This window comes from Massilia sp. PAMC28688, assembly GCF_019443445.1.
Taxonomy (GTDB): domain Bacteria; phylum Pseudomonadota; class Gammaproteobacteria; order Burkholderiales; family Burkholderiaceae_D; genus Telluria_A.
In genome coordinates, this window is the sequence record NZ_CP080378.1 from 2433614 (window position 1) to 2460022 (window position 26409).

General features: G+C 63.3%; 27 protein-coding genes. 18 read left to right on the forward strand and 9 right to left on the reverse strand.

Annotated elements, in window-relative coordinates:
* Window positions 1-137: 137 nt before the first annotated feature.
* The 3 genes from KY495_RS10970 to KY495_RS10980 are packed head-to-tail and all read left to right on the forward strand — an operon-like array spanning window position 138 to window position 2890.
* Window positions 138-2162: a PAS domain S-box protein gene (locus KY495_RS10970; RefSeq protein ID WP_229518578.1), complete on the forward strand. Its 2025-nt coding sequence runs from the start codon at window positions 138-140 to the stop codon at window positions 2160-2162.
* A gap of 24 nt (window positions 2163-2186) precedes the next feature.
* A complete protein-coding gene (locus tag KY495_RS10975; RefSeq protein WP_219883658.1) occupies window positions 2187-2573 on the forward strand; it encodes a response regulator in 387 nt (128 codons plus the stop codon).
* Window positions 2570-2890 (forward strand): Hpt domain-containing protein, encoded by a 321-nt coding sequence (locus KY495_RS10980; protein WP_219883659.1) that lies wholly within the window; start codon window positions 2570-2572, stop codon window positions 2888-2890. Before KY495_RS10975 ends, KY495_RS10980 begins: the two co-directional genes overlap by 4 nt.
* 73 nt (window positions 2891-2963) lie before the next feature.
* On the opposite strand, the gene gloA is transcribed toward KY495_RS10980, so the two are convergent.
* From gloA to KY495_RS10995, 3 genes are all read right to left on the reverse strand, one after another.
* Window positions 2964-3362, reverse strand: a complete 399-nt coding sequence (gene gloA / locus KY495_RS10985; protein ID WP_219883660.1) for a lactoylglutathione lyase — start codon at window positions 3360-3362, stop codon at window positions 2964-2966.
* 72 nt (window positions 3363-3434) lie between these two features.
* The gene (locus KY495_RS10990; RefSeq protein ID WP_219883661.1) at window positions 3435-3866 is read right to left on the reverse strand and encodes an OsmC family protein; all 432 of its coding nucleotides are present in this window, start codon (window positions 3864-3866) and stop codon (window positions 3435-3437) included.
* A 79-nt stretch (window positions 3867-3945) separates the two neighbouring features.
* Window positions 3946-4248 (reverse strand): hypothetical protein, encoded by a 303-nt coding sequence (locus tag KY495_RS10995; protein ID WP_219883662.1) that lies wholly within the window; start codon window positions 4246-4248, stop codon window positions 3946-3948.
* Between the two features lie 144 nt (window positions 4249-4392).
* Between KY495_RS10995 and KY495_RS11000 the strand changes: the two genes are divergently transcribed.
* Window positions 4393-5274, forward strand: a complete 882-nt coding sequence (locus tag KY495_RS11000) for a DUF3667 domain-containing protein (protein WP_219883663.1) — start codon at window positions 4393-4395, stop codon at window positions 5272-5274.
* Here the strand turns inward: KY495_RS11000 and KY495_RS11005 are convergent.
* Window positions 5271-5651 carry a VOC family protein gene (locus KY495_RS11005; RefSeq protein WP_219883664.1) on the reverse strand — a complete coding sequence of 127 codons (381 nt, stop codon included), beginning with the start codon at window positions 5649-5651 and terminating at the stop codon, window positions 5271-5273. The two genes, KY495_RS11000 and KY495_RS11005, sit on opposite strands and share 4 nt — an antisense overlap.
* Window positions 5652-5843: 192 nt before the next feature.
* On the opposite strand from KY495_RS11005, the gene KY495_RS11010 reads away from it, so the two are divergent.
* The 4 genes from KY495_RS11010 to KY495_RS11025 all read left to right on the forward strand — a co-directional run bounded on the left by KY495_RS11010 (window position 5844) and on the right by KY495_RS11025 (window position 9417).
* Window positions 5844-6746: an NAD kinase gene (locus KY495_RS11010; RefSeq protein WP_219883665.1), complete on the forward strand. Its 903-nt coding sequence runs from the start codon at window positions 5844-5846 to the stop codon at window positions 6744-6746.
* A 39-nt stretch (window positions 6747-6785) separates the two neighbouring features.
* Entirely contained in the window at window positions 6786-8450 is a 1665-nt protein-coding gene (gene recN, locus KY495_RS11015; protein ID WP_219883666.1) for a DNA repair protein RecN, read from the forward strand.
* 1 nt (window position 8451) lies between these two features.
* A complete protein-coding gene (locus tag KY495_RS11020; protein WP_219883667.1) occupies window positions 8452-8763 on the forward strand; it encodes a hypothetical protein in 312 nt (103 codons plus the stop codon).
* Between the two features lie 105 nt (window positions 8764-8868).
* Entirely contained in the window at window positions 8869-9417 is a 549-nt protein-coding gene (locus tag KY495_RS11025) for a porin family protein (RefSeq protein ID WP_219883668.1), read from the forward strand.
* Window positions 9418-9419: 2 nt separating this feature from the next.
* Here KY495_RS11025 and KY495_RS11030 read toward each other — a convergent pair whose 3' ends face one another.
* The 3 genes from KY495_RS11030 to KY495_RS11040 form a co-directional block, all read right to left on the reverse strand.
* The gene (locus KY495_RS11030; RefSeq protein WP_219883669.1) at window positions 9420-10115 is read right to left on the reverse strand and encodes a MipA/OmpV family protein; all 696 of its coding nucleotides are present in this window, start codon (window positions 10113-10115) and stop codon (window positions 9420-9422) included.
* 83 nt (window positions 10116-10198) lie between these two features.
* Window positions 10199-10831 carry a response regulator transcription factor gene (locus KY495_RS11035; RefSeq protein ID WP_219883670.1) on the reverse strand — a complete coding sequence of 211 codons (633 nt, stop codon included), beginning with the start codon at window positions 10829-10831 and terminating at the stop codon, window positions 10199-10201.
* The gene (locus KY495_RS11040) at window positions 10828-12075 is read right to left on the reverse strand and encodes a sensor histidine kinase (RefSeq protein WP_219883671.1); all 1248 of its coding nucleotides are present in this window, start codon (window positions 12073-12075) and stop codon (window positions 10828-10830) included. Before KY495_RS11040 ends, KY495_RS11035 begins: the two co-directional genes overlap by 4 nt.
* Window positions 12076-12231: 156 nt before the next feature.
* Here KY495_RS11040 and KY495_RS11045 point away from each other — a divergent pair, with 156 nt between their 5' ends.
* The 7 genes from KY495_RS11045 to KY495_RS11075 all read left to right on the forward strand — a co-directional run bounded on the left by KY495_RS11045 (window position 12232) and on the right by KY495_RS11075 (window position 19485).
* Entirely contained in the window at window positions 12232-12948 is a 717-nt protein-coding gene (locus KY495_RS11045) for a hypothetical protein (RefSeq protein ID WP_219883672.1), read from the forward strand.
* Between the two features lie 66 nt (window positions 12949-13014).
* Entirely contained in the window at window positions 13015-14118 is a 1104-nt protein-coding gene (gene hemH, locus KY495_RS11050) for a ferrochelatase (protein WP_219883673.1), read from the forward strand.
* A gap of 376 nt (window positions 14119-14494) precedes the next feature.
* Complete coding sequence (gene grpE / locus KY495_RS11055; RefSeq protein WP_219883674.1) at window positions 14495-15031, forward strand: nucleotide exchange factor GrpE; 537 nt, start codon at window positions 14495-14497, stop codon at window positions 15029-15031.
* A gap of 89 nt (window positions 15032-15120) precedes the next feature.
* Complete coding sequence (gene dnaK, locus KY495_RS11060) at window positions 15121-17067, forward strand: molecular chaperone DnaK (protein WP_219883675.1); 1947 nt, start codon at window positions 15121-15123, stop codon at window positions 17065-17067.
* A 122-nt stretch (window positions 17068-17189) separates the two neighbouring features.
* Window positions 17190-18317: a molecular chaperone DnaJ gene (gene dnaJ, locus KY495_RS11065; RefSeq protein ID WP_219883676.1), complete on the forward strand. Its 1128-nt coding sequence runs from the start codon at window positions 17190-17192 to the stop codon at window positions 18315-18317.
* A 132-nt stretch (window positions 18318-18449) separates the two neighbouring features.
* Entirely contained in the window at window positions 18450-19112 is a 663-nt protein-coding gene (can, locus tag KY495_RS11070; RefSeq protein ID WP_219883677.1) for a carbonate dehydratase, read from the forward strand.
* A 13-nt stretch (window positions 19113-19125) separates the two neighbouring features.
* The gene (locus KY495_RS11075; protein WP_219883678.1) at window positions 19126-19485 is read left to right on the forward strand and encodes a nucleotide pyrophosphohydrolase; all 360 of its coding nucleotides are present in this window, start codon (window positions 19126-19128) and stop codon (window positions 19483-19485) included.
* On the opposite strand, the gene gabD is transcribed toward KY495_RS11075, so the two are convergent.
* Complete coding sequence (gene gabD, locus KY495_RS11080) at window positions 19482-20936, reverse strand: NADP-dependent succinate-semialdehyde dehydrogenase (protein WP_219883679.1); 1455 nt, start codon at window positions 20934-20936, stop codon at window positions 19482-19484. The genes KY495_RS11075 and gabD overlap by 4 nt on opposite strands.
* A gap of 221 nt (window positions 20937-21157) precedes the next feature.
* On the opposite strand from gabD, the gene KY495_RS11085 reads away from it, so the two are divergent.
* The 3 genes from KY495_RS11085 to KY495_RS11095 all read left to right on the forward strand — a co-directional run bounded on the left by KY495_RS11085 (window position 21158) and on the right by KY495_RS11095 (window position 24896).
* A complete protein-coding gene (locus tag KY495_RS11085; RefSeq protein ID WP_219883680.1) occupies window positions 21158-21925 on the forward strand; it encodes a gamma-glutamyl-gamma-aminobutyrate hydrolase family protein in 768 nt (255 codons plus the stop codon).
* A gap of 79 nt (window positions 21926-22004) precedes the next feature.
* Complete coding sequence (locus KY495_RS11090) at window positions 22005-23375, forward strand: glutamine synthetase family protein (RefSeq protein ID WP_219883681.1); 1371 nt, start codon at window positions 22005-22007, stop codon at window positions 23373-23375.
* 75 nt (window positions 23376-23450) lie between these two features.
* Window positions 23451-24896, forward strand: a complete 1446-nt coding sequence (locus KY495_RS11095) for an aspartate aminotransferase family protein (RefSeq protein ID WP_219883682.1) — start codon at window positions 23451-23453, stop codon at window positions 24894-24896.
* A 19-nt stretch (window positions 24897-24915) separates the two neighbouring features.
* On the opposite strand, the gene KY495_RS11100 is transcribed toward KY495_RS11095, so the two are convergent.
* Entirely contained in the window at window positions 24916-26352 is a 1437-nt protein-coding gene (locus KY495_RS11100) for a sodium:solute symporter family protein (RefSeq protein WP_219883683.1), read from the reverse strand.
* Window positions 26353-26409: the final 57 nt, after the last annotated feature.

The following is a 26409-nucleotide window of genomic DNA, read 5'->3' on the forward strand; positions in this document are numbered from 1 at the left end:
GTTTTTTTTATCCGACAGCGGCCAGGCCCGAGAAATAGCCGATTTCGCAAATGCGCCGGTTTCGCGCTATAGTTCATGGGGCGCTGTCCTGTCAGGGACAGCAATCCCGCCCCCGAACGAGGCCTGGAACTGCTATCTTGCTTGAGCCGATTGAACCGCCCGACGAAGCTGCGCGCATGGCGGCCCTGCGCCGCCTGAACCTGCTCGACACTGCGCCCGAAGAACGCTTCGACCGCATCACCCGCACCGCCCGGCGCCTGTTCCAGGTGCCGATTGCCAGCATCACCCTGGTCGACAGCCACCGCCAGTGGTTCAAGTCCTCTCCCGGGCTGCAACTGCGCCAGACGCCGCGCAATGTCTCGTTCTGCGGGCATGCGATCCTCAGCGAGCGCCCGATGGTCGTCGCCGATGCCCATGCCGACCCGCGCTTTGCCGACAATCCCCTGGTGACCGGTGAACCGCATATCCGCTTCTATGCCGGCATGCCGCTGCATGCAGCGGGCGGCGCCCGCGTGGGCACACTGTGCGTGATCGACACCGTGGCGCGCCCGTTTGGCCGGCAGGACGTGGCGGCCCTGGCCGACCTGGCCATGTGGGCCCAGACTGAACTCAATCTGTACACCCTCGAGCAGGCCACTGCCATCACGCGCGAGAAGGAAAGCCGCCTGCACGCGATCGTCGAGCACGCGGGCGAGGCCGTCATCACCATTGACGACCAGGGCCTGGTGGAGACCTTCAACCCGGCAGCCCAACGCATCTTCGGCTACCGGGCGGACGAAATGGTTGGCCAGCCAGTGATGCGGCTGGCGGCGCGCCGCGACCGCCGCGCCGTGGCGCACGGCGTCCGGAGCCTGGGACGCACCGGTATCGACGGCGGGGCGCCGATCAGCCGCCAGGTGTTTGCCGAGCGCCGCAGCGGCCAGCGCTTCCCGGCCAGCCTGGTGGTGAGCGAAATGCGCATTGGCGAACGCCGCGCCTTTACCGGACTGGTTCGCGACATCTCGGAGCAGCGCCGTACAACCGGCCAGGCGCGCCGCGTCAACCGTCAGCTGGCGCACACACTGGGACTGCAGCAAGCCATTTTCGACAGTACCGACTACGCCATCATCGCCGTCGACATGCAGGGCATGGTGACCATGTTTAACGACGGCGCCCAGCGCATGCTCGGCTACACCGAAGACGAAATGCGGGCCCTCGGCTCGCTCGCCATCCTGCACGATCCGGCCGAACTACACGAGCGCGGCCAGGCCCTGGCGGCCGAACTGGCAGCGCCCCTGGCTGCCGCCAGCGAAGCCATCGTGGGCCGCGCGCGCCAGGGCAGGCGCGACGAGCGGGAATGGACCTATGTACGCAAGGATGGCAGCACGCTGCCGGTCAATCTGTCCATTACCGCCGTGTGGGATGAGCAGCACGTGCTGTCCGGCTTTGTGTGCATTGCGCAGGACGTGTCGGAGCGCAAAAAGATGGAGCAGCTCAAAAACGAATTCATTTCCACGCTCTCGCACGAGCTGCGCACGCCGCTGACATCGATCCGCGGCTCGCTCGGACTGCTGGCCGGCGGCGCCGCCGGTGCCATGCCTGGCACGGCAAAGACGCTGCTGGACGTCGCCAACAAGAACTGCGCCCGCCTGGTACGCCTCATCAACGATATCCTGGACGTGGAAAAGATCGAGTCCGGCACCATGCGCTTTGACCCGGTGGTGCAGCCATTGCTGCCGCTGGTGGAGCAGGCGGTGGCGGCCACCCATGCCTATGCCGAGCAGTTCCAGGTCAGTTTTGATGTGCGCTCCGATGCGGGCGACATCGTCGTTGCCGCCGACGCCGACCGCCTGCAGCAAGTGATCGTCAACCTGCTCTCGAACGCATCCAAATTCGCACCCGCGGGCGACGTGGTGGAAGTGCGGGTGCGGCGCCTGAAACACAGTGCGCGCCTGTCGGTGATCGACCACGGCGTGGGCATTGCGCCATCGTTTCGCGACCGCATTTTCCAGAAGTTCGCCCAGGCCGACGCCACCGACAGCCGCCGGAAGGGCGGCACCGGCCTCGGACTGAACATCTCGCGCGCCATCATCGTCAAGCATGGGGGCACCATGGATTTTTCCAGCGAGCCGGGCGTGCGTACCGAGTTTTTTTTCGACCTGCCGCTGGCCGGCCCGGCCTGAACCTGCTTTCCTACACCGACAACCATGAATGAACTCAAGCGTATTCTCTACGTCGAGGACGATCCCGACATCCAGATGGTGGCTCAGATGGCGCTTGAAGTCGTGGGCGGGTTCACGCTGCGCGCCTGCAGCTCCGGCCACGAAGCGCTGCAGGCCGCCGCCGGGTTTGCGCCCGACCTGATCCTGCTGGACGTGATGATGCCGGGCCTGGACGGCCCCGCCACGCTGGCCCGCTTGCGCGAGCTGGAGGCCACCGCCACCACGCCCGCCATCTTCATGACGGCCAAGGTGCAGCCGGCCGAGGTCACGTATTTCAAGTCGCTGGGCGCGGCCGGCGTGATCGCCAAGCCGTTCGACCCCATGGACCTGCCGCAGCAGGTGCGCCGCCTATGGCAGGAGGGCGGTGCATGAGCGACGACGATATCGAGGCCAGGGTGGACCTGATGGCCAGGGTATTCATTGCGCGCCTGCCGGTGCGCTTTGAAAAAATGCAGGAAGCGTTCGCGCTGTGCCGGGCCAGCCCGCAGGCGCCGGAAAACTGGCTGGAGCTGCACCGGCTGCTGCATTCGCTGGCCGGCGCTGCCGGTACCTTTGGCTGCGATGGGCTGGGCGTGCAGGCATCGCGCATCGAACAGCGCATCACGGATTTGCTGGCGCTGCCCGAACGCACGCACAATCACGTCGAGGAGATCGGCCACGCACTGGCCGGCCTGCAAGCTGCAGCCTGAGCCGGGCGCGGTGTCGTACCGGTAAAGCTGAAAGGCAAGCACTGCCCGCCAGTGTGGACGGGTGCCGGCAAATCTACAGCCGCACTTCGCCCTTGCGCTCGATCAGCTCGATCTTGTAGCCATCGGGGTCGGTGACAAAGGCGATCATGGTGGTGCCACCCTTGACCGGGCCCGGCTCGCGCGTGACATTGCCGCCGTTGTCCTTGACCGACTGGCAGGCGCTCACGATGTCGTTGGCCGCAATGGCGATGTGGCCGTAGGCCGTCCCCATCTCGTACTGGTCCACTCCCCAGTTGTAGGTCAGCTCCAGCTCCGCGTGGTCGGGATTGCTGCCGTAGCCGACAAAGGCCAGCGTGTACTTGTATTCCGTGTTTTCGCTGGTGCGCAGCAGTGTCATGCCGAGCACCTTGGTGTAGAAATCGATAGAGCGCTGCAGGTCGCCGACCCTGAGCATGGTGTGCAAGATGCGCATCGTGATCCTGAAAAAATGGAAGTGGGAAGCTGCGATTCTAAGCGCTCTGCCGATTATGTGCTGGGCAGTGCCCTATGCCTGCAGCGTCGATTCAAGCGTGATCTCGGCGTTGAGCAGTTTGGAGACCGGGCAGTTTTCCTTGGCGTCCGCCACGGCTGCGTCAAACGCGGCCTGGTCGGCACCCGGGATGTCTGCGGTGAGGGTCAGGTGCACGGCCGTGATGGTAAATCCCGCGCCTTCCTTTTCCAGCGACACGTTGGCGGTGGTGGACAGGCTCCTGGCGGTCATGCCTTTTTCGCCCAGCTTGCCCGACAGTGCCATGGTGAAGCAGCCGGCATGCGCCGCGCCGATCAGTTCCTCGGGGTTGGTCCCGGGGCCGTTTTCAAAGCGTGTATTGAAGCCGTACTGGGTCTGGTCAAGCACGCCGCTCTGGGTGGAAATGCTGCCCTTGCCGTCCTTGATGCCGCCGCTCCAGACTGCGCTGCCCGATCGTTTGATGGTCATGATGATCTCCTTGATGTGAGAGCATCATCATGGCCAATCAGGCCGGCACCATCTGTACGCAGGCGCACATATGGGTCGCTTACTTCTTGTCCCCGGGCGGGGTCAGGGTATCGTGGTCGCGCATGCCTTGCTCGGCGTCGGCGCGCGGCTTGGCCTGGCCCGGCTCGGTATGGTCCATGGCAGCATCCTGACCGCGCATGCCGTGCAGGTCGGTATCGACCAGGCCTTGTTCGAGGTCGCTCGCCGCCTGCTTCATGATGCCGCGTTCCGGCTTGGCGTGGCCGTCGGGCGACTCGTCGCGCTCGTGCGGGAGGCGCTTGACGTCATCGTCGTGGATCTTGGCGTCGGTGTTGATCTTGCGGTCCGGGGTCTCGGCTACCATGTGCTGCTCCTTGTTTTCAATGGCTGCTCCTTGTTTTCAATGGCTGCATGTTAGCGCTTCGCCATCATCGTGGTCGCGCAATTGGATGATGTAATTTTGCAATAAAACCGTTACCATCGATATTTTTCCGGTAACGAGACCGACGTGACGACGCACCTGGCCCATGAGCATGAAGTGACCCATTGCCACAATTGCGGCGCAGCAGTGCAGTATCACTATTGTTCCCTGTGCGGACAGGAAACGCGGCTACATGTGGCCAGTGCCGGCGAGTTCGTGCACGAATTCATCGGCCACTACGTGGCACTGGAAGGCAAGCTGTGGGAGACGCTGCGCTTTCTGATGCTGCGGCCCGGCTTTCTGAGCGCCGAGTACATCGGCGGCCGCCGCAAGCGCTACATTGAACCCTTGCGGGTCTACCTTACCCTGTCGCTGCTGTTTTTTGCCGTGCTCAAGCTGGGCGGTCCGCCCGTGGTCGATGTGGCGGGCGATCCGGGCGCCGCGGCGCCGCGTGCGGCCCAGGTGGCGCCGCGCGGCACTGCCGTGACCAGCCCGGAAGAGCAGGCCATGCGCAGCGCGGCGGCGATCGCCTCGCCGGCGCTGGAAAACAAGGTCAATGCCTTCCTGCAGTTGTCCAGTGCTGAAAAGAACCGGGCCTTGCAGGGCGCATTTTTCAAGTACGTGCCGTATGCGATGTTCCTGCTCATGCCGCTTTTTGCCCTCTATCTCAAGCTGCTGTACCTGGGAAGCGGGCGGCACTACGGTGAACACTTCCTGTTTGCCCTGCACAGCAATGCCTTTGCCTTCGGCATGTTCAGCGTGATCATCGTGGTGGGGTTCGCCGGCATCGCCCTGCTCACCTTTGCCTGTGTCGTGTGGCTGTTTGCATGGCTGCCCATGGCCATGCAGCGCGTCTATGGCGGCCCGCGCTGGCTGACCTTTGTGCGCTGGCAGGCCTTGTCGGTCCTGCACCTGATCAGTATTGCCGCCGCCATCATGGGCGCCATGGGGATAGCGGTGGTGGCTTAGACCGGCGGCGTATCGGACGGCTCCCACAGTTCGACCTTGTTGCCCTCCGGGTCCAGGAACCAGCCAAAGCGGCCATAGTCGAACGATTGCACTTCGCCGGCCAGGGTGGCGCCGGCCTGCGTCACCTGGCGCAGCGCGCCGTCCAGGTCATCGACCACCAGGTTGACCATGAAGCTTTGCTGCGATGGCGCGAAATAGTCGGTACTGTCCTTGAAGGCGCTAAATACCGTGCACCCGCCCGGGGGCATGGTCGCCGGCAGAAAGGGCGCAAATTCGCCCATGGCCGGCACGCCGAGCGTGTCTTCGTACCATTTCATGAGCGCTGCCGGGTCTTTCGATTTGAAGAAGATGCCGCCTACGCCGAGTGCCTTTGCCATGATGGCTCCTGAATATGATGGTGAGAATGCGGGTGAGAATGTCGTTCAGTGGTGGCGCCGCGCTTGCCGCCCGGCGTCCGGAAAACTATACTGTGCAGGCATACAGCATTCCTGCCAGCGCCGCCGTATGGCAGAAGCAGTCATTATGGGTTAATCTCCTGCGTGACGCCATCCTCCATCCCCGAGACAACTATGCCAGCACCGCAAGAGACGCAAAAAACCATCGCGCTGGTCGTGCGGGCCAATACTGCCGGCATCGGCGAGCCGGTGGCGCGCATTGTCGGCTTCCTGCAAGGCGCAGGCTACCGGGTGGTGCTGGAAAGCGATACCGCTTCCCATCTGGACGTGCCGGGACTGGAATCGATGAGCGCGGCCGCCATCGGCGAAGTGGCGGTGGCTGCCATCGTCATGGGTGGCGACGGTACCATGCTGGGCATCGCGCGCAAGCTGGCGCCCTTCAATACGCCGCTGATCGGCATCAACCAGGGCCGCCTCGGCTTCATGACCGATATTCCCATCGAGCGCATGATCCCGGCCGTGGAAGCAATCCTCTCGGGCCAGTCGCGTGCCGAAAAGCGCACCCTGCTCGAAGGGCGCGTCATGCGCGACGGCGTCATGATTGCCTGCGGCCTGGCGGTGAACGATGTGGTGGTGGCGCGCGGCGCCGGCGCCGGCATGGTGGAACTGCGGGTGACGGTCGACGGCATCTTCATGTACAACCAGCGCTCCGATGGCCTCATCATCTCCACCCCCACCGGTTCCACCGCCTACGCGCTGTCGGCCGGCGGCCCCCTGCTGCATCCGAGCTTGAATGGCGTGGTGCTGGTGCCGATTGCCCCGCACGCCCTGTCCAACCGCCCGATCGTGGTGCCCGATTCGAGCGAGATCGTGGTCGAAATCGTCAGCGGGCGCGATGTGAGCGTCAACTTCGACATGCAGACCTTTGCCAGCCTGGCGCATGGCGACCAGATCGTCATTTCGCGCTCGCCCAACCACATCACCTTCCTGCACCCGCGCGAGTGGAGCTACTACCACACGCTGCGCGAAAAACTGCACTGGAACGAATATCCATCGGGCGAAGGCAAGCTGCGCTAGGCGCCGCCTTCCCCACCGACCACTCTCGAATATCACTTCATGCTGCGTACACTCTCCATCCGCGACTTTGTCATTGTCGAATCGATCGAACTGGAATTTTCCAGCGGCTTTTCCGTCTTCACCGGCGAGACCGGTGCCGGCAAGTCGATCCTGATCGACGCGCTGCAGCTGGCGCTGGGCGGGCGCGGCGACGCCAGCGTGGTGCGCGAAGGCGCCGTCAGGGCCGACATCAGCGCCGATTTTTCCGTCAGCGGCGAAGCAAAGGCATGGCTGGAGCAGCACGACTTTGCCAGCGACGATGGCGGCGCGCTGCTGCGGCGCGTGATCGACAACGCCGGCCGCTCCAAGGCGTATATCAATGGCGTGGCCGCCACCGCGTCGCAGCTGCGCGAACTGGGCGACATGCTGGTCGACATCCACGGCCAGCACGCACACCAGTCGCTGCTCAAGACGGACGCCCAGCGCGCACTGCTGGACAACCAGGCCGCCTTCAAGGAAGCCGGCGTGGCCGACGACGTGCAGGCCGTCACTGCGCTGTACAAGCAATGGCGCACCTTGACGCGCCAGCGCGAAGAATTTGAAAACGATGCCAGGAACGTGCTGCTCGAGCGCGAGCGCCTGGAGTGGCAGGTGGCGGAGCTGGAAAAGCTGGCCGTCAAGCCCGGTGAATGGGCCGAGATCGGCAATGAGCACAGCCGCCTGTCGCACGCGGCCAGCCTGCTCGAAGGCGCCCAGGAAGCGCTGGCTGCCATCTCCGAATCCGACCATCCGATCCTGTCGCAGCTGTCTTCGCTCAACCAAAAGCTGGGCAAGCTGGTGGACGTGGACGCGGAACTGCAGCCGGTGCTCGACTGCATGGAGCCGGCCCGCATCCAGCTGCAGGAGGCGGTGTACGCGCTCAACGCCTACCTGGACCGGGTGGAGCTGGACCCCGAGCGATTGCGCCAGGTCGAAGCGCGGCTCGATGCCATTCACAGCACCGCGCGCAAGTTCCACGTCACGCCCGACGAACTGCCGGACGAACATGCCGCGCTGTCGGAGCGCCTGCGCCAGCTGGCCGACGCCACCGACCTGGAAGGCCTGCGCAAGCAGGAAGAGAAGATCCAGGCCAGCTACCTGCAAGCGGCCAAAAAACTCACCAGGACCCGCACGGCGGCAGCGGCATTATTGAGCACCCAGGTAACGGCCGCCATGCAGGAATTGAACATGACCGGCGGCAGCTTCGTGGTGGGCCTGAATCCCGGCGAGCCTTCGGCCCACGGCGTGGAGCAGGTGGAGTTCCTGGTGGCGGGCCACGCCGGCGTGGCCCCGCGCCCGCTGGCCAAGGTGGCGTCCGGCGGCGAACTGGCGCGCATTGCGCTGGCCATCTCCGTCATTACGTCCAACGCCACCACCACGCCCACGCTGATCTTTGACGAAGTTGACAGCGGCATTGGCGGCGCCGTGGCCGAGGTGGTGGGCCGCCTGCTCAAGCGCCTGGGCCAGGAACGCCAGGTGCTGTGCGTGACCCACCTGCCGCAGGTGGCCAGCCAGGCCAACCAGCACTTCCAGGTTGCCAAGGGCCTGCTGGCCAACGGCAAGACGGTGTCGCACATCGATGTCCTCGACAGCAAGGCGCGGGTCGAAGAAGTGGCGCGCATGCTGGGCGGGGTCGAGATCACCGCCACCACGCGCAAGCACGCGCGCGAACTGCTGGCCTCCTGATATGGATATCCCGCTCATTGCCGACATCACCGCCCGCATCAAGCTGCTGCGCACCGCACGGGGCGGGCGCGACGAGCCTTTGCCGCCCGGTGAATACAAGGGCGTCATCAGCGCGCGGGGCCAGCATTTTTCCTTCCGCTGCATGCTGCCGGAGGACGGCGGCCTTGGCCTGGGCGAGTCCGTCACTGTCGATATCGAATTTGTCTTTCCCGACCTGGCGCTGCCGATCTTTCGCGCCAACGGCGAATTCAATCTGTGGGAAGGCGGCGTGATCGGCTACGGCCGCGTGCTCAAGGTGCGCGAGCGCACCTGATCTCTACCTTTCGGCACATGCGCTGCCGGCCTCGATTTCCTACACTGCTGTTTCAGGTCCACCGCTGCGGTGGACCATCTCCAGCAACCCTGTACAGGAATTTCGATGAACAAGAATATCAGTCACTCCCTGGCCGTTCTCGCCACCCTGGCCTGCGTGCCCGCCGCCGCCGCCGACTATTACGTGGGTGCCGCCGTCGGCTCGCGCGGCAATATGCATATCGACACTGGCGCCGGCCGTCTCGAACCAGAAAACAGGCCGCAGCCGTTTGCCCTCTACACAGGCTTTGACTTCACCGACCGCGTCGCCATTGAAGCGGGCCTGGTCACGTTTGGCGACTATCGCTACACCGGCGCGCGCAAGATCAGCATGGGTGGCCTGTACCTCGCGGCCAAGGGCAGCATTCCGATTTCGCAATCCTGGACGGCGTTCGGCAAGCTGGGCGCGGCGCGCCATGCAGTCCGGGTCACGGGGGAGGGTTTTCCGGTCAAGGAACAGAACAAGGTCACGCCCATGCTGGGCCTCGGGCTTGGCTACACCATCACCCAAAGCCTTGAGCTGAACCTGGAACTGGTCCACTATGGCCGCGTGAAGAGTCCCACGTCACAGCTGACGTTCCGTAAGCTGCAGGCAGGCGTGAGCTACAGTTTTTAAACTCAGAACTGATACGTCAGCATGGTGAGGGCCGTCACGGCGCCCGGACGCACGGTGCGCGGGCTGGCGGCGGCACTGCCATGCAGGCGTCCATGGCGCAGCAGCGTGGTGAGGGTGTATTTGGTCGACAGCTGCCAGCTCCAGTAGGGGCCGATCTGCACGTCGCGCAAACCGCTCCTGACCGCATACAGCGGCACACCCGCCTCCACCTGGCCGGGCGGCACGGCGAAGTCGGCCTGCAGCGCGGAACGGTTGGCGTAGGTCGCTTCCATGTCGATGCCGATGTTATGGTGTTCAGCGATCGGCATCCCGGCAGTACTGCCAAGGCGCAGGCGCAGCCCGCGGTGATCGATACTGCCGCCGTACATGAGAGAGGCGCGTACATTCACGCCCTGGATCACGTTGTAGCGTACAAAGGCGCCCGCTTCCGGGGTGATCTTGCGGCGCCTTTCGCTGCCGCGCTCCGTCCGGACCCGCACCCGCGAGACGGTAGGCGCCACCTGCAAGCCGTACTGCACTTCCGGCTGGCGCGACAGGCGTATGCCCACCGTGTTCATGTCGATGAATACCCCGTTCGCGAACTGCGCCGCAATCAGTGGTGCCACGTACGTCTCACGCTGGGCGCTGCCTTCCGCTGTGGGCGAGTTGGCCACTCCCAGCGAAAGGTACACATCCTTCGAGCCCTCAGGCATGTTCATGTGCGTTACCTGGGCCAGGCAGGGAGCCGTGCAGGCCAGGGCGGCGAGCAGGCTTGCGCCTTTTGTCAGTTGATGTCTCATTTTCAGATATAACCCATTTCCAGTCCGCGCAGCACGGCGCGCACGCGGTCGCGCACGGCGAGCTTGGACAAAATGCTGGAGACGTGATTTTTTACAGTCCCCTCGCTCGGCCCCAGGGCGGCGGCAATTTCCGCGTTGTTCAGGCCTGCGGCCATCAGCGCCAGTACTTCCGTTTCACGCTCCGTCAGTGCGCTGCGCACCGTATCGAGGGCGGGGCGGCGACTGCTTTCAAACGAGGCGCGGGTGCGCTCGGTCAGGGCAGGGCGAAACAGCGTGTTCCCGGCGGCGACGCTGCGAATGCCGTCGGCCAGGCGCTCAAGCGAAATATCCTTGAGCAGAAAGCCCCGGGCGCCCAGGCGCATGCCCTCGAACAGGGCATCGTGATCGTCAAAGGTGGTAAGCAGGATCACGGGCGGCAGCCGGCCCTGTTCGCGGCGCAGCAGTTCGATGCCGGAACACTGCGGCATGCGCACGTCCAGCAGCACCACGTCAGCTGCGGTGGCGGCAATGATGCCGACCGCGTCCAGGCCATCGGCCGCCTCGGCCACCACCCGGATATCGGGCGTCAGTTCCAGCAGGCCGCGAATGCCGCTGCGTACCAGCATCTGGTCATCGACCAGGATCACGCGGATCATGCCCCGCTCCGGGCCAGCGGCAGCGAGATGCTGAGACCAAATCCGCGGCCCTCGTGGCTCACCGCGTGCAGCGCGCCGCCTTGGTCGTCCACGCGCTCGCGCATCCCGCGCAGGCCATTGCCGTCAGGCGCCGCTCCGCGGCCTTTCCCGTTGTCGTCCACCCGCAGGATGATGCTGTCGCCGTGCGCCCGCAGGTCGATGGTGAGCTCCGTCGCGCCCGAATGGCGCACCGCATTGGTCAGCGCCTCCTGGGTGCAGTGAAACAGGGTGTGGGCCAGCGCCGGCGAATCGATGCTGAGCCGGTCATCGACGTGCAGGTCGATGCGCAGGGTTGGAATACCGGCGCACAGGGTGGCAATGGCCGCGCCCAGATCAATGCGCTGCTCACCGCGCTCGCTGCTGACCACTTCCCGCACTTCCGCCAGCAGGCTGCTGGCCAGCTGGCGCGACGTGCGCAGCGGCGCCGTGGCATCGCTTCCGGCCTGGCGCAGTGCCAGGTCAAGGTGCAGGTTCAATGCCGTCAGATGGTGGCCCACGGCGTCATGCAGGTCGCGCGCAATGCGGTTGCGCTCGCCGCTGCGTACCGTATCGGCAAGCATGGACTGGGTGGCCAGCAGGCTGGCATTGGCCGCCGCCAGCTGCATGCGCATGGCGCGTTCGGCCAGCGCGATGCGGGCCGCCGAGAAAGCGATCGCCTGGAACGACAGCCCCATGAACAGGTGCATGGCATGGGTGGCAATGGCGTCGCTGCCCAGATACGGGATGCGCAGCAACGCCATGTATGCGAAGGTCGCCACCAGCAGCAGCGACTGCACGGCCAGCCACGCCAGCGCCCGCCGGAAGGGCAGCACGATGGCCAGTTGCGCCGCCAGCACGTACAACAGCGATGACACGCCCAGCACGGCCACGGCCATCTGGGCCGCGAGCATGGTGCGGGCCAGACGGCTGTGCCGCGGCAGACGCGATCCCAGCCACAGCAAGATGGTAAATGCCGCCGTCGCCAGCGACTGCCAGGCAATAAAGAGAACAAAGATCAGCTGTTCGTGGCCGGAGCCGGCGCGCACTGCCGACGGCGGCTCGGCAAACAGGCCGGCCAGCGCCGTGAGCAGGACGCCGATGGGCGTATTGCGGTCGCCATTGCCCACACCGTCGGCCAGGTATGCAACCACTTCGAGCCCGCCGAACAGCAGGCTGCCCAGAACGCCGATGAGCGCAACGCGGTTTGTTCGGTACCAGATGAGCATGCAGGGGCCAGGTAAGTGAAAGGGGCGACGCGCGAATGGAGCGAAGCGCGGCCATTCTACGTGACTGTCCTGTCGGGGAACAGTGCCGAAAGTCATATGGACGGGGCGGCCCGATTGGCCTAGAATCGCGCCGCCCCCCCATCGAACCGCCACCCCATGCGACAACTGTTACTGACTGCCTGTTTTCCGCTTGCCTGCACCGCCGCCGAGGTGCCGCAGGTGACGGTGACGGCCCAGCGCGATGCGGAATGGGCTTCCTACCGCCATGCGTACAGGGCCGCAGCCGGTTTCGATGTCCACCTGCGCACCCGCCCCTTGATCCAGGCGCACATGCAGGTGCGTCCCCTGCGGCCGGGCACAAGTCTGGACGGCTTGCAGATCCAGCTTGCCAGCGCATCGATGACGCTGAACCTGCCGGTGGATGGCATCGGCCGCGCCCAGCTGCCCATGCTGAAGACAGCCTACGATGAAGATGCCGTGCTGCGCCTGAACCGCCAGAAAGGCCATTACCGGTTTTCCGGCCGCTATTCGATCCGCGAGCGTGACGATGGCGTGTACGGGACGGCGCTGCTGCGCGACGCCTGCGAACAGATGATAAGCGCCCAGCGCGCGTCCGGCGCCCGCCTGCGGCTGATGGGCAAAAAGTGCGCGGGGGTCAGGTTCATCTTCGCGCCATCCGACGCTGGCGCCGCCATCACCAGCCGCAGCGGCGATGGCAAGGCCGCCACCATCGCCACGGTGGACGCGGAACCGTTCGAAAGCGGCAGCCTTGGCATGTACAAGGTCGCCATATATCGCTTTGATGCGTGGCCGGCAGGGGGAGAGGTGATCACGTCAAAGCGCCCGCTGGCCATCGGTACCGTCTACGAATAACCGGCCCGGGGCGCGCCGGCGAGGCACGCCTTATAATGGCGCTGCCGCAAATAACCGACAGCTCCCATGGCCTACCGCAAAGAACCACCCCATACCCACGGCACCGTTGCCAAGTGCGCCGTCGTGCTGGTCAACCTGGGCACGCCCGATGCGCCCACCACGCCCGCGGTGCGGCGCTACCTCAAGCAGTTCCTGTCCGATCCGCGCGTGGTGGAAATTCCGCGCGCCGTGTGGTGGTTCATTCTCAACCTGATCATCCTGCCGTTTCGCTCGTCCAAATCGGCCGCCAAGTATGCCAGCATCTGGACCAGCGAAGGCTCGCCGCTCAAGGTCCACACGCACAAGCAGGCAACGCTGCTGCGCGGGCTGCTGGGCCAGCGCGGCCACAAGGTGGCGGTGGCCATGGCCATGCGCTACGGTTCGCCGTCGCTGCCGGAAGTGCTGGACCAGCTCAAGGCCGAAGGCTGCGACAAGATTGCCATCCTGCCGGCTTACCCGCAGTATTCCGGCACCACCACCGCGTCCATCAACGATGCCGTATTCGCCCATTACGCCCAGGTGCGCAATGTGCCGGAACTGCGCTCGGCGCGCAATTACCACGACGATCCCGGCTACATCGGCGCCCTGCGCGACAGCGTGCTGGCGCATTGGGAAAAAAACGGGCGCAGCGAGATGCTGGTCATGAGCTTTCACGGCGTGCCAAAGCGCACCCTGTTGCTGGGCGACCCTTATCACTGCGAATGCCACAAGACGGCACGCCTGCTGGCGACCGAGCTGGGGCTGGGACCGAAGCAGTACATGGTCACCTTCCAGTCGCGCTTCGGCAAGGCCGAATGGCTGCAGCCGTACACGGCGCCCACGCTGGTGCAGCTGGCCAGGGATGGCCTCCAACGGGTGGACGTGATGTGTCCCGGTTTTACCAGCGACTGCCTGGAAACCCTGGAAGAAATTTCAATGGAAGCAAGGCACGACTTCACGGCCGCCGGTGGCAAGCAATTCCACTACATTGCCTGCCTTAATGAATCACCGAGCTGGATCAATGCCCTGGCCGACATTGCCGAGCAGCACATGCAAGGCTGGCCAACCCGGCTGTCGCCGGCGCAGGCCGATGCGCGTAGAAAAGATGCAGAAACCGGTCGCGCCAGCGCCGTCCGGATGGGGGCGCAATAGCGCGCTGCGGGTGCCCTGCGGGCCGGCTTAAAAAACCGGGACCAGCGGCGTCAAGCCGGCGTACACGATCCACGCCAGTGCAAGCACGGTGTAGACCACGACACTGACGGCAATAACGGGCAACTTCATGATCGGCTCCTGGACGCTGCGGGCGAGAGATTCGCCTGTGCCAGCGCATGATTTACATAGTAATCCGTCCAGGCTTTTAGTAAATGCCCAAATTGGTAAGAGTTGTAACACGGCTTACAGAGCCACCCGCGCGGCCGGTCCACAAATATCCCTTGAAACTGTAGGTTATCGCCCCATATGGATGCCTGTGTGGTTAGCAAGACACGTCAACTAAACAGCTAAGTCATTGATAGTAGGAGTTTTTTCGATGCAAGACCAAGAAAACCAAGAAGTGTCCCAGACTACGGAAGACGTGAACGAGGCGCCGGCCACGGAACCGGGCGAGCCGGGTCTGGAAGACCAGCTGGCTGCGGCCGAAGCCAAACTGGCCGAGATGCACGACGCCTTCATGCGTGCCAAGGCCGAAGGCGAAAATATCCGCCGCCGGGCCCAGGAAGATGTGTCCAAGGCGCACAAGTTCGCCATCGAAAGCTTCGCCGAGGCCATGGTGCCCGTGCGCGACAGCCTGGAAATGGCGCTCAAGGTCGAGAACGCCTCGGTAGAGTCGCTCAAGGAAGGCGTGGAAATGACGCTCAAGCAGCTTACCTCCGCCTTCGAGAAAAACCGCCTGGTGGAAGTCATGCCGGCCGTGGGCGACAAGCTCGACCCGATGAAGCACCAGGCCGTGGCCGTGGTGCCGGCCGACCAGGAAGCCAATACCGTTGTCAATGTGTTGCAAAAAGGCTACATGATTGCGGATCGCCTGTTGCGTCCAGCCATCGTCACCGCTGCGCAAGCGAAATAAATACGAGCTTGGGCTGGCCGGCACTTGAAAGTGCGCCAGTCCGCCAAATATTCAAGCTATCTGAAACTAGTAATTAAAAGGAAAAAATCATGGGCAGAATTATCGGTATCGACCTGGGAACGACTAACTCCTGCGTCGCGATCATGGAAAATGGTCAGCCAAAGGTAATCGAGAATGCAGAAGGCGCACGCACGACGCCGTCGATCATTGCTTATCAGGAAGATGGCGAGATCCTGGTTGGCGCGCCGGCGAAACGCCAGGCCGTCACCAATCCCAAGAACACCCTGTTCGCGGTCAAGCGCCTGATCGGCCGTAAGTTCGACGAGAAAGAAGTGCAGAAGGACATCGGCCTGATGCCTTACTCGATCATGAAGGCCGACAATGGCGACGCCTGGATTGGCGTACGCGACAAGAAGCTGGCCCCGCCGCAAATCTCGGCGGAAGTGCTGCGCAAGATGAAAAAGACGGCCGAAGATTACCTGGGCGAAGAAGTGACCGAAGCGGTCATCACCGTGCCTGCGTACTTCAATGACTCGCAGCGCCAGGCAACCAAGGATGCCGGCCGCATCGCGGGCCTGGACGTCAAGCGCATCATCAACGAGCCTACCGCGGCTGCCCTGGCCTTTGGTCTGGACAAGACCGACAAGGGCGACCGCAAGATTGCCGTGTATGACCTGGGCGGCGGCACGTTCGACGTCTCGATCATCGAGATTGCCGACGTCGAGGGTGAAAAGCAGTTCGAAGTGCTCTCGACCAATGGCGACACCTTCCTGGGCGGCGAAGACTTCGACCAGCGCATCATCGATTACATCATCGACGAATTCAAGAAGATCAACGGCCTGGACCTCAAGAAGGACCCAATCGCCCTGCAGCGCATCAAGGCATCGGCCGAGCGCGCCAAGATCGAACTGTCATCGTCGCAGCAGACCGAGATCAACGAGCCGTATATCGCCATGGCCAACGGCGCACCGGTCCACCTGAACCTCAAGATGACCCGCGCCAAGCTCGAGTCGCTGGTGGAAGAACTCATTGCCGCCACCATCGAGCCATGCAAGATCGCGATCAAGGATGCCGGCGTCAAGGTGTCCGACATCGACGACATCATCCTGGTGGGCGGCATGACGCGCATGCCGAAGGTGCAGGAAAAGGTCAAGGAATTCTTTGGCAAGGAGCCGCGCAAGGACGTCAACCCTGACGAAGCCGTTGCCGTGGGCGCCGCGATCCAGGGCTCGGTTCTGTCGGGCGACCGCAAGGACCTGCTGCTGCTCGACGTCACCCCTCTGTCGCTGGGTATTGAAACCCAGGGCGGCGTGATGACCAAGATGATCCAGAAGAACACGACCATCCCGACCAAGTTCAGCCAGGTGTTCTCGACGGCCGACGACAACCAGCCGGCGGTGACGATCAAGGTATTCCAGGGCGAGCGCGATATCGCGGCCCGCAACAAGGGCCTGGGTGAATTCAATCTCGAGGGCATTCCGCCGGCACCACGCGGCACGCCACAGATTGAAGTGACCTTCGACATTGATGCCAACGGCATCTTGCACGTGGGCGCCAAGGACAAGGCCACCGGCAAGGAAAACAAGATCACCATCAAGGCCAACTCCGGTCTGACCGAAGACGAGATCCAGAAGATGGTGAAGGACGCCGAGCTGAACGCCGAGGAAGACCGCAAGGTCAAGGAACTGGCCGAATCGCGCAACGCGGCCGACTCGCTGGTGCACTCGACCCGCAAGTCGATGACCGAATACGGCGACAAGCTGGAAGCGGGCGAGAAGGAAGCCATCGAAAAGGCGATTGTTGACGTCGAAGGCTCGATCAAGACCGGCGACAAGGAAGAAATCGACGCCAAGGTGGCGGCGCTGTCGACCGCGTCGCAAAAGCTGGGCGAGAAGATGTACGCCGACATGCAGGCGCAGCAGGCAGCCGGCGGTGACGGTGGCCAGCAGGGCGGCCAGGGTGGCGATAGCGGCAGCAAGGCGCAGCAGGACGACGTGGTGGACGCCGACTTCAAGGAAGTCAAGGACGCCAAGTAATAGCGGGACGGGTTCGCGGCTTTGCCGCGCACCTGTTCGCATCGATCCGGCCGGGCCCTTTGCGGCTCGGTTTTTTTGCATAAACGAGTCAGTGATTCAGTCAGACAGCAAGGTGCCGACAAATGGCAAAGCGTGATTTTTACGAGATCCTCGGGGTCGCCAAGAATTCTTCGGAAGAAGAGATCAAGAAGTCGTATCGCAAGCTTGCGATGAAATACCATCCGGACCGCAATCCGGACAGTAAGGAGTCGGAAGAAAAGTTCAAGGAAGTCAAAGAAGCGTACGAGATGCTCACCAATCCGGAAAAGCGCGAAGCGTATGACCGCTACGGTCACGCCGGCGTCGATCCGAACATGGGTGGCGGTGGCGGCTTTGGCGCCGGCGGCTTTGCCGACAGTTTCGGCGACATCTTTGGCGACATCTTCGGTGGTGGTGCAGGGCGTGGCCGCGGCGCCGGTCCCCAGGTGTACCGCGGGGCCGACCTGCGCTACAACCTTGAGATCACCCTTGAGCAGGCCGCGCACGGCTTCGACACCACCATCCGCGTGCCCAGCTGGGACAAGTGCGAAACCTGCCACGGCAGCGGCGCCAAGCCGGGCACGTCGCCGTCGACCTGCGGTACTTGCGCAGGCCATGGCCAGGTCCGCATGCAGCAGGGTTTCTTCAGCATCCAGCAAACCTGCCCCAAGTGCCACGGCACGGGCAAGGTGATTACCGATCCTTGCGCTCCCTGCGGCGGCCAGGGCCGGATCAAGCGCAACAAGACGCTGGAAGTGAAGATCCCGGCCGGTATCGACAACGGCATGCGCATCCGCTCGTCGGGCAACGGCGAGCCGGGGACCAATGGGGGCCCGGCGGGCGACCTGTATGTGGAAGTGCACATCAAGCCGCACGCCGTGTTCCAGCGCGAAGGCGACGACCTGCATTGCGAAATGCCGATCTCCTTCGTCAAGGCCACGCTCGGTGGCGAGATCGAGGTGCCGACCCTGTCGGGCAAGGTATCGTTCACGATTCCTGAAGGTACCCAGTCGGGCAAGACCTTCCGCCTGAAAGCGAAGGGTATCAAGGGCGTGCGCAGCGGTTATGCGGGCGACCTGTTCTGCCACGTGGCGGTCGAAACGCCGGTCAAGCTGACCGAAAAGCAGAAAGACCTGCTGCGTGAATTCGAGCGCCTCACGGTCGAAGGCGGCGCCAAGCACAGCCCGCAAAGCAAGGGCTGGATGGACAAGGTCAAGGACTTCTTCGAGTAAGTCCTGCGATCATGCAAAGGGACGCTGCGGCGTCCCTTTCCACATCGGCAGCGCGCAGCGTTGGTAAATTAGAGGGCTTCTTCGGTTAAAATACCGCCTGCCCGTTCACCCGAACGCCTCATGGGAAGCTGTATGACGACACAAGCAGAACTACATACCGACGAACTGTTCAAGCGCAATCGCGAGTGGTCTTCCTCGATGACTGCCAGGGATCCCAATTTTTTCACCTCGCTGGCCAACCAGCAATCGCCCGAATACCTGTGGATTGGCTGTTCCGACAGCCGCGTGCCCGCCAATGAGCTGCTGGGCATGGCCCCGGGCGAACTCTTCGTACACCGTAACATCGCCAACGTGGTGGTCCACTCGGACCTGAACTGCCTGTCCGTGCTGCAGTTTGCCATCGATGTCCTGAAGGTCAAGCATGTCATCATTTGCGGCCACTACGGCTGCTCCGGCGTGCATGCGGCCATGGTCAATACGCGCGTGGGCCTGGCCGACAACTGGCTGCGCCATGTGCAGGACGTCTCCCAAAAACACGAAAAATACCTGGGCGAGGCCTTGCCGACGCGCGAGCGCGCCAACCGCCTGTGCGAGTTGAATGTCGTCGAGCAGGTCGTCAACACCATGCGCACCACCATCGTGCAGGATGCGTGGGAACGCGGCCAGTCGCTCACCATCCATGGCTGGATTTATGACGTCAAGGATGGCCTGCTGCGCGACCTGGGCATGAGCGTGGCCTGCCACGACGACCTGGCCAATTGCCTGGACGGCCGCTTCAGCGAATACGCGGCCTGACGCGCCACCGGTCATGGACAGCAACCACCTCACCGCCATCCGTGACCTGGTGCGCACCTTCGTCAATGAGCGCGACTGGGACCAGTTCCACACGCCCAAGAACCTGGCCTGCGCCATGAACGTGGAGGCGGCCGAATTACTGGAACACTTCCAGTGGCTGGCCACCGGCAGCGCGCAGGAACTGGGCGCCGGCAAGCTGCTTGAGGTGCGCCATGAACTGGCCGACACGCTGGTCTACCTGGTGCGTCTGGCCGACAAGCTCGATATCGACCTCGGTGCGGCAGTCGAGGAAAAAATGGTCCTCAACCGCGCCAAGTATCCGGCCGATCAAGTGCGCGGCGACGCGCGCAAGTACGACCAGTACAAGTCTTAAATCCCGCCCATGCAGATGTACTTGACGACCAGGTAGTCGTCCATGCCGTAGCGCGAGCCTTCGCGCCCCAGGCCTGACTGCTTCACGCCGCCAAAGGGGGCCACTTCGGTCGAGATCAGACCCGTGTTCACCCCCACCATCCCGCTTTCCAGTGCGTCGGCCACGCGCCACACGCGGCCAATATCACGCGCGTAAAAGTAGGCCGCCAGGCCAAACTCCGTGTTGTTGGCCATCGCAATCACCTCCTCCTCGGTCTTGAAACGGAACAGCGGCGCCAGGGGACCGAAGGTTTCTTCCGTGGCCACCTGCATCTCGGACGTGACGTCGGCGATCACGGTGGGCTGGAAGAAGCTGTGGCCGAGCGCGTGGCGCTTGCCGCCGGCCAGCAGGCGGGCGCCCTTGGACAGTGCGTCGGCGATATGTTCTTCCACCTTGGTGACGGCTTTTTCCTCGATCAGCGGCCCCTGGGTGACGCCTGCTTCCTGCCCATTGCCCACCTTGAGCCTGGCCACCGCCGCCACCAGCTTTTCGGCAAACTGTTCATACACGCCGTCCTGCACGTACAGGCGATTGGCGCACACGCAGGTCTGGCCGGCGTTACGGTACTTGGAGGCGATGGCACCTTCCACGGCGGCGTCGATGTCGGCATCGTCAAACACGATGAACGGCGCATTGCCTCCCAATTCCAGCGACAGCTTCTTGATGGTCGGCGCGCACTGCTCCATGAGGACGCGGCCAACTTCGGTGGAACCGGTAAAGGTGAGCTTGCGCACGATGGGGTTGCTGGTCATCTCCCCGCCAATGGCCCTGGAGTCGCCGGTGATCACGCTGAACACCCCCTTCGGCACCCCGGCGCGCTCGGCCAGCGCAGCCAGCGCCAGTGCCGAGAAGGGCGTCAGTTCGGCCGGTTTGACCACCATCGTGCAGCCGGCTGCCAGCGCGGGGCCGGCCTTGCGGGTGATCATCGCGGCCGGGAAGTTCCATGGCGTGATGGCGGCGCACACGCCAATCGGTTCCTTGGTCACCACCAGGCGCCGGTCGGGCCATGGCGACTGCAGCGTGTCGCCTTCCACCCGCTTCGCTTCCTCGGCAAACCACTCGATGAAGGCAGCAGCGTAGGTGATCTCGCCTTTCGATTCCGCCAGCGGCTTGCCCTGTTCTGCCGTCATGATCAATGCCAGGTCGTCTGCGTTTTCCAGCATCAGGTCGTGCCACTTGCGCAGGATGACGCTGCGCTCTTTGGCTGTCTTGCTGCGCCACGCCGGCCAGGCCGCGCTGGCCGCTTCAATCGCTTGGCGCGCCTCGCCGGCGCCCATGCGCGGCACGGTGCCGAGTGCTTCGCCGGTGGCCGGATTGGTGACGGTGATGGTGGCGCCTTGGCCGGCGCCGCGCCACTGGCCGTCGATCAGGCAGGTTTCCTTGAGCAGGGACGGGTCTTTAAGCTTAAGCATGGCGGGCCTTGGAAAGTGGGGAGATTGCCCATGGTAGCCGAAACGCCATCATTTCGCCCCGCCCGTCCGGACGTTGCCCTTAGTCAAATCCTCGGGTGTTGGCACGATATCTCTTTAGCAAGTAAGCTATGGGCTTGTTTGATATACATCAATCGGCACTCGCATTCGCATTCGATTAGTTTTATGATGAATCCCAGTGCCCAACACACACGGCAGGCATTATGCGTAGTCCAATCGTTCTCGTACCAGCTTGCACCCGTCAGTTCGGTGATTTTCCCTATTACGGTGCGCAAATCAAATATGTCGATGCGGTCGTTCACGGCGCCGGCTGCGCGCCGCTCGTGCTGCCGGCGGTCGGCCAGGCCATGGACCTGGAAACCATGCTCGCCATCTGCGACGGCATTCTGCTTACCGGCTCGGCCAGCAATGTTCATCCCAGCCACTATGGCCAGGATGTGTACGATCCCGCCCTGCCGCAAGACCCGGCGCGTGATGCCACCACGCTGCCCCTGATCCGTGCCGCCCTGCGCCGCGGCATTCCCGTCATTGCAGTGTGCCGCGGCTTTCAGGAGATGAACGTGGCGCTCGGCGGCAGCCTGTATCAGGCCGTGCAGGATGTGGAAGGCAAGATGGACCACCGCGAGAATCCGGATCTGCCGCTCGAAGAGCAGTATGGTCCGGCCCACGTGATCATGATCGAAGAAGGCGGCCAGCTGCAGCGCATCCTCAACGGCGCGACCCAGACCTGGGTCAATTCGCTGCACGGGCAGGGCGTGGACCGCCTGGCCGATGGCATTGCCATTGAAGCGCGTTCCGACGACGGCCTGGTGGAAGCATTTTCGGTGCCGTCGGCGCCGGGCTTCTCGCTGGCGGTCCAGTGGCATCCGGAGTGGCGCCTGCTGGACAATCCCGACTCCATGAAGATTTTCGGCGCCTTTGGCGACGCATGCCGCAGCTATCTTGAGAACAAGGGGAGTGCGGTCCCCTAGCTTCGCCTGCCATCCTCCAGATCCATAGCACGCCGCGCTTTTGCGCCCGGCGTTTGAGCAAGACTACAGAGAGACAATCATGGCAATTCGCGAAAACTTTACCTACACAGACATGGATCTGTGGCTTAACGAAAAACGGGTCACCGAAATCGAGTGCCTGATTCCCGACCTGACCGGTGTCGCCCGCGGCAAGATCCTGCCGCGTGCCAAATTCACCCAGGAGCGCGGCATGCGCATTCCCGAGGCCGTGCTGGGCATGACCGTCACCGGCAACTATCCGGTCAACGATGGCCCGTACGACCGCGCCATTTCCACCACCGACCGCGACATGATCCTCAAGGCCGACCCCACCACCATCACCATGGTGCCGTGGGCGGTCGATCCCACCGCGCAGGTGATCCACGACTGCTATTTTTCGGACGGCAAACTGGTCGACTTCGCGCCCCGCTCGGTGCTGCGCCGCGTGCTCAAGCTGTACGAAGACAAGGGCTGGAAGCCGGTGGTGGCGCCGGAGCTTGAGTTCTACCTCACGGCCAAGAATACCGATCCCGACCTGCCGCTCAAGCCGCCCATTGGCCGCAGCGGCCGCGCCGAAACCAGCCGCCAGGTCTACAGCATCGACGCGGTCAATGAGTTCGATCCGCTGTTCGAAGACATTTATGATTACTGCGACCTGATGAACCTGGACGTCGACACCCTGATCCACGAGATCGGTGCCGGCCAGATGGAGATCAATTTCCAGCACGGCGACCCATTGGGCCTGGCCGACAAGGTGTTCTTCTTCAAGCGCACCCTGCGCGAGGCGGCGCTCAAGCACGACATGTACGCCACCTTCATGGCCAAGCCCATGGCGGGCGAGCCTGGATCGGCCATGCACGTCCACCAGAGCGTGGTCGACACCAAGACCGGCCGCAATATCTTCAGCAGCGAAGATGGTTCGGCCTCGCCGCTGTTCAAGCAGTATATCGGCGGCCTGCAGCGCTACATGCCGTCGGCCATGGCGATCGTGGCGCCGTACGTCAATTCGTACCGCCGCATCGTGCGTCACACGGCCGCTCCCATTAACATCCAGTGGGGGCTGGACAACCGCACGGTGGGCTTCCGGGTGCCGGAATCGGGCGTGCAGGACCGGCGCGTGGAAAACCGCATCATCGGTGCCGACGCCAATCCTTACCTGGCCCTGGCCGTCACGCTGGCTTGCGGCTACCTTGGCATGACCGAGCAGCTCGAGCCGTCTGCCATGATGACCGGCAGCGCCTACGACATGCCGTTCGAACTGCCGCAAGGCCTGCCGGAAGCGCTGCAGATGCTGCGCGCCGAGGACAAGCTGCGCAGCGTGCTGGGCGACCGCTTCATCGATGTCTACGCCGCCATCAAGGACGTGGAGCACCAGGAATTCATGCGCGTGATCAGCCCGTGGGAGCGCGAGCACCTGCTGCTGCACGTATGACAGGCAAGCGAGCTGCCGCACCTGCGGCAGTGCTCACCCACCGCAGCATCCATTAACGTTACGTCGAGGTTCATCATGCCACCCCAATCACTGGCCCCAGCAGCAGCGGTCCTGGCCTCCGTCAAGAACGCCGTCAACGAAGTGTATGACACCGCGGCGCTGCGGCGCCAGGACGCGGCCCACTACATGCACCCGTTTACCGATCACGCCGCGCTGGCCGAAAAAGGTGTGCGCGTTATGGTGCGCGGTGACGGCATCTACCTGTGGGATTCGGAGGGCAACAAGATCCTGGACGGGATGTCGGGCCTGTGGTGCGTCAATGTCGGCTATGGCCGTACCAGCATTTCGAATGCTGTCTACCGGCAGATGGAAACGCTGCCGTTCTATAACAGCTTTTTCAACACCACCAATATCCCGGCGGTGCAGCTGGCGTCACTGCTGGTGGAACTGTCGCCGCCGCAGTTCAATCACGTGTTCTTCACCGGCTCCGGGTCGGAGGCCAACGACACCAACGTACGCATGGTGCGCCGCTACTGGGACCTGTTGGGCTACAAGGGCCGTCACACCATCATCAGCCGCTACAACGCCTACCATGGCAGCACCGTGGCCGGGTCGGCCCTGGGCGGCATGGAAGGCATGCACGAGCAGGCCGGCACCATGCCGGGCATCGAGCATATCGGCCAGCCGAATTATTTTGAGTCCGGCATGGGCCTGAGCGAAAACGAATTCGGCATCGTCGCCGCCGGCTGGCTGGAAAAGAAAATCCTGGAAGTCGGTCCCGACAAGGTGGCCGCCTTCATCGGCGAACCGGTGCAGGGCGCCGGCGGCGTGATCATCCCGCCGGTGACCTACTGGCCCGAAATCCAGCGTATCTGCGACAAGTACGGCATCCTGCTCATTGCCGATGAAGTCATTTGCGGTTTTGGACGCCTGGGTACCTGGTTTGCGTCGGAGCTGATGGGCATCAAGCCGGACCTGATCACCTTTGCCAAGGGCGTCACCTCCGGCTACGTGCCGCTGGGCGGGGTGCTGGTGGGCGACCGCGTGGCCAAGGTGCTGACTGAAAAAGGCGGCGACTTCAATCATGGCTTTACCTATTCAGGCCACCCCGTGGCTTGCGCCGCGGCCCTTGAAAACCTGCGCATCATCCGCGACGAAAAGCTGGTGGAGCAGGTGGCCATGAAAACAGGCCCCTACCTGAAAGCGAAATTTGCCGGCCTGAGCGACCATCCGCTGGTGGGATTTACGAATAGCTCCGGCTTTGTGGCTGGCCTGAACCTGGTACGCAAAAAAGCGGCCAACGTGCACGAATGCGAGCTGTTCGAACCATCGCAGGGCGTGGGCATGATCTGCCGCGGCCACATGTTCAGCAATGGCATGATCATGCGCGCCGTGGGGGACCGCATGATCATCGCGCCGCCCCTGATCATGAGCTGCGAGCAGATTGACGAGATGATCGCCAAGATCCGCTTCTGCCTCGACGCCACGCTGGCCGATCTGCGCCAGCGCGGCTGGGTGTGATTGCCGTACTGCGGGCTACTTAGGCTTCCTTGCGGTCTTGCAGTAGCTGCGGTGCCAGGGAGCCTGCGAGCATGCCGATAAAGGCGGCGATCAAGCCTGCGAGCTGGCCCGGGAATTGTTCGCCCAGTGTCGAGATTTGAGGCAGGTGGATCAGCCACACCGAGATGCCCAGCAAGATGGACATGATGGCGCCCTGGGTGGTGGCGCGCTTCCAGTACAGTCCCATGACCAGGGGTACAAACGCCGCTACCAGGGGAACCTGGTAGGCGCCCGACACCAGGTCGTAGATGGAGGTGCCCTGCATCGAGATGGCATAGGCCAGCACCATGGCAGCGAAGACCACGATCGAGCAGCGTACCGCAAACAGTTGCTGACGGTCCGTCATGCCGGGGCGCAGGTGCTTGAGGATGTTCTCCACAAAGCTGGTCGAAGGGGCCAGCAGGGTGGCCGACGAGGTGCTCTTGATGGCCGAAAGCAGGGCGCCGAAAAACAGGATCTGCATAATCAGCGGCATTTTGGTCATGACAAAGGTGGGCAGCAGGCGCTGATGGTCGTTTTCGGCCATCGCCATGCCGGCTTCGCCCAATACCATGACCGCGCACAGGACGATGAACATGGGGACGAAGGCGAACATGATATAGCTGGCACCGCCGATGATGGCGCCGGTGCGGGCCGTTGGCGCATCCTTGGCCGACATCACGCGCTGGAAGACGTCCTGCTGCGGAATGCTGCCCAACATCATGGTCAGGGCGGCGCCCAGGAAAAAGGCGATCTCCTTGAAGGTGGGCGGCGGCAGGAAGTTCCACAAGTCCCTCTGGCCGGCGAAGGCCATCACCTGCGCCGGCCCGCCGGCCAGGTCGGCGGCAAAGACGGCAATGAGGGACAGGCCCAGGACCAGCACGATCATCTGGATGAAGTCAGTAATGGCAATGGCCAGGAAGCCGCCGACCACCACGTAGATCAGCACGGAGAGGGTGCCGATGACCATCCCGGCCGTTTCCGACATGGCGCCTCCGGTCAGCACCGTAAACACCAGGCCCAGGGCAGTGATTTGCGCGGCCACCCAGCCAAGGTAGGACAGGATGATGGCAATTGAACAGAATACCTCGATGCCTTTGCCGTAGCGCTTGCGATAATAGTCGCCAATGGTGAGCAGATTGAGTTTGTACAGGCGGGCGGCAAAGAACATGCCGACCAGGATCAGGCAGGTACCGGCGCCGAAGGGGTCTTCGACAATGGCGTTCATGCCGCCCTGGACGAATTTGGCGGGAATGCCCATGACCGTTTCGGCACCGAACCAGGTGGCGAAGGTGGTGGTCACCACCATGATCAGCGGCAGGCTGCGGCCGGCGACGGCAAAATCGGCCGTATTCTTGATGCGCCGCCCGGCCCACAAACCAAGTGCAAGCGTGGCAAGCAGATAGAGCACCACGGCGGTGATCAGGGTGTAATTCATGGTCAATGGCTCCAGGGATACAGAACTGAAGGATGTGCAAAGATTGCCCAGCCGGAA